This window comes from Protofrankia sp. CiP1_Cm_nod4, assembly GCF_982290645.1.
The window spans coordinates 14,765-17,628 of the sequence record NZ_CEVIVC010000066.1 but is presented as its reverse complement, the minus strand read 5'-3'; the positions used below and the strand labels follow the sequence as shown (position 1 = coordinate 17,628).

Genomic DNA, 2,864 nt, shown 5'->3' with positions numbered 1-2,864 from the left:
CGAGCTCGCGCGGCTCGCCCGGGGCACCGTCGCGGCACACCCACACCCCGTTGATCGCGACGTCGACGGCGTCGGGCTCGAACGCGGCACGGGTGGTCCCCACCGCGGCGAGCACCCGGCCCCAGTTCGGGTCGTTGCCATAGAGCGCGCACTTGAGCAGGTTGCACCGCGCCACCGCCCGGCCGACCTCGAGGGCGTCGTCCTCACCGGCCGCGCCGGTGACGGTGACCGCGATCGTCTTGGTCGAGCCCTCGGCGTCGGCGACCAGCTGCCCGGCCAGGTCGGCGCAGGTGCCGGTCACCAGCCCGCCGAGCGTCCCGGCGTCGACACGCACCCCGGACGCGCCGCTGGCCAGCAGCAGCACGGTGTCGTTGGTGGACATGCAGCCGTCGGAGTCCACCCGCTCGAAGGTGGTGCGGCAGGCGTCCCGCAGCACCTGGTCGGCGGTCGGCGGGTCGACGACCGCGTCCGTGGTCACCACCACCAGCATCGTGGCGAGCGCCGGCGCGAGCATGGCGGCGCCCTTGGCCATCCCGCCTACCGTGACCCCCGCCGCCGCGCGCACCGCCTGCTTGCTGACGGTGTCGGTGGTGCGGATCGCCTCGGCGGCGGCGGCGCCACCGGTCGCCGCCGCCTCGGTGACCGCCTTGGCCACGCCGGGCAGCAGCAGGTCCATGGGCAGGCGTATCCCGATCAGCCCGGTCGAGCAGACGGCGACCTCACCGGCACCCAGCCCGAGCAGGGCCGCGGTGTGCTCGGCGGTGTGGTGGGTGTCGGCGAAGCCGGCCGGGCCCGTGCAGGCGTTGGCGCCGCCGGAGTTCAGCACGACCGCCCGCAGCCGGCCGTCCACGAGCACCTGCCGGGACCACCGCACCGGCGCGGCCTGCACCCGGTTGCGGGTGAACACGCCCGCGGCCGTGTCGAGGGGGCCGTCGTTGACGACGAGGGCGACGTCCGGACGGCCGGAGGGCTTGAGCCCGGCCGCCACGCCCGCGGCCCGGAAACCGGCCGGCGCCGTGACACTCACGATCCGATCCTCACGATCATGCCTCCTGCCCGCCGATGATTATGCGGTGCCGCTGGACGGCCGTGACTCGCCCGTGGACGACTGCCATCCGTTTTCGGCGAGCCGTCCGCTTCTGCGCTACCGCCTGCTTTCCCATGGCTGTCACCTGCCCGGCCGTCTCCTGCCCGCAGGCGGATTCCTGTTCCTGCCCACGGACGGATGCCCGCCCGCAGGCAGGTCTCCGCCCGTGGGTGAGCGTCGGCGGTGGGGCTGGTCACGGGGCCACCCCCTGTGCGGTCAGTCCCGTTGTCTCCGGCAGGCCGAGCATGAGGTTCGCGCACTGCAGTGCCTGGCCCGCGGCCCCCTTGCACAGGTTGTCGAGGGCGGCGACGACCACCGCCCGTCCCGCCTGCTCGTCCGCCATGACCTGCAGGTGGACGGCGTTGCCGCCGAGAGCCGCCGAGGTGTGGGGCCAGCGGCCCGGCGGCAGGACCCGCACGAACGGCTCGTCCGCGTAGGCCGCGAGCAGCGCGCCGCGCAGGGCGTCCGTGGTCACCTCGGCGCCTTTTCCGGTGCCTTCTCCGCGGAGGCGGGCGGTGCAGGTGGCGAGGATGCCGCGCGGCATGGGCGCGAGCACCGTGGTGAACGACATCGACACGGGCGTGTCGACCAGCCCGCCGAGGGCCTGGAGGATCTCCGGGCGGTGCTGGTGGCTGCCGACCTTGTAGGCGGTCAGGTCGCCCATGACCTCGCTGCCGAGCAGGTTCGCCTTGGGTGAGCGGCCGGCGCCCGAGGTGCCGCTGGCCGCCACGACGACGACGTCCTCGGTCTCGACCAGCCCCGCGGCCAGCAGCGGGGCGAGGGCGAGGGTGACCGCGGTCGGATAGCAGCCGGGGGCCGCCACCCGGTCACTGGTCCGGATCGCCTCCCGTGCCGCTGGCAGCTCCGGCATCCCGTATGTCCACGCGCCCGCGTGCTCGCCGCCGTAGGCCCGGCGCCAGGCCTCGGCGTCGACGAGCCGGTGGTCGGCACCCAGGTCGACGACGCGGGCGCCGGCCGGCAGCGTCGCCGCCACCGCGGCGGACGCGCCGTGCGGGAGCGCGAGAAAGACGATGTCGGCGTCGGCCCCGGCAAGGGCCGACGTGTCGACGAAGACCCGGCCCTCGAGGCCGGGCAGGTGCGGGTGGATCTCGGTGACGTCGCGCCCGGCCGACGAGCCCGCCGCCAGCGGGCCGATCTCGAGCTCCGGATGCCCGAGCAGCAGGCGCAGCAGCTCCCCGCCCGCGTACCCACTGGCCCCGGCCACCGCCGCTGTCATCCCCATGACTGAAAACTTATACATAGCATTTCATGAACATGCAATACCTTGCCGTGGGGAGTTGCGGCGCGGCGTTTCCTCAGCTCCTCCCGGCACCCGCCGGGCCGCCAGACCCCGCACCCCGTCGGGCGACGCCGGGTCGCCCGCCAGACCAGGACGGGCCCTGCGCCAGCCGCCCCGGGGCCCGAGCCCCGACACGACCACCAGGAGCGCGTCCGAGCAGACACACAACAGCACAAACATGCTGGCGTGCGAACACGTAGCGACACACAATGACACGCAGCCATATGAACACTCGGAGTAATTTTCTTGCTACCCTCCGCGATGTTTGGGTGTAGATGACGACACCCACCGGTTCTGAGGAGCAGAGATGTCTCGTCGACGATGGCGGATCGGAATATGGGCGGCGGCAGTGACGGCCACAGTCGGGGCGGTGGCCCTGCCGGCGGCGGCTGTTGCCTCCCCGGGAGTGTCGGGCACGACCCCCGGCTGGGACATCCGGCTGCGTAGCGGCATAGTGCAGGCCTGGGGCCGCAATGA

Annotated in this window: 2 protein-coding genes; both read right to left on the bottom strand. The window is 73.5% G+C overall.

Annotated features, from left to right (window positions below; genetic code table 11):
- Nucleotides 1–1,027: bifunctional glutamate N-acetyltransferase/amino-acid acetyltransferase ArgJ (argJ, locus tag AC5LSR_RS13995; RefSeq protein ID WP_493468548.1), on the bottom strand; the 1,027-nt coding region annotated here is incomplete at its 3' end.
- Between the two features lie 253 nt (nucleotides 1,028–1,280).
- Nucleotides 1,281–2,330 carry an N-acetyl-gamma-glutamyl-phosphate reductase gene (argC, locus tag AC5LSR_RS13990; RefSeq protein WP_250283371.1) on the bottom strand — a complete coding sequence of 350 codons (1,050 nt, stop codon included), beginning with the start codon at nucleotides 2,328–2,330 and terminating at the stop codon, nucleotides 1,281–1,283.
- Nucleotides 2,331–2,864 lie beyond the last annotated feature (534 nt).